The 473-nt window shown below is 54.5% G+C and carries 1 pseudogene; it reads left to right on the top strand.

From position 1 onward, the window contains the following. Positions 1-473: pseudogene (locus tag J5M56_RS24955) on the top strand (AraC family transcriptional regulator); the annotation flags it as partial.

Genomic DNA, 473 nt, shown 5'->3' with positions numbered 1-473 from the left:
ATCTCGATCTGCAGGGCGTCGAGGTTTACGAAGAACAGATGAACACCCGGGTCGAGCAGAATTTCAGTGCGCCATCCGGTGCTCTGGCGTTCTGTTTCGATCGCAGCGACAACGCGCTGTACCTGCTCAACGAAGAGAGCCGCAACATCTGGATCACCCCGGAGAACTACCGGGAAATCGCTGTGGTGTTCGGTCCGGATTTCGTCCGCGAGCATGGTTTGCAAGTGGCAAAGCTCGAGGGTTTGTTCATGGCGCCGCTGAACTGCGGCCAGAACGCTTTGTTCAGCGGCTGGTTAAGCTCGATTCTCACGAAGTTGTCGCAAGCTGCTGATCCACTTGATAAAGATCGTCTGACTCAACAGTTGCTTGAGGACTGCCTGTTTATCCTTGATAACGCTCACACCAGCCTTGATCGCAGCGGATTGCAGCGACGCAACAACGAACGCCAGATCATCAAAAGAGTAGGGGAGTGG

The organism is Pseudomonas sp. 51_B, assembly GCF_017491595.1.
In the GTDB taxonomy this organism is placed as follows: Bacteria; Pseudomonadota; Gammaproteobacteria; order Pseudomonadales; family Pseudomonadaceae; genus Aquipseudomonas; species Aquipseudomonas promysalinigenes.
This window is presented reverse-complemented; position numbering and strand designations above follow the sequence as displayed.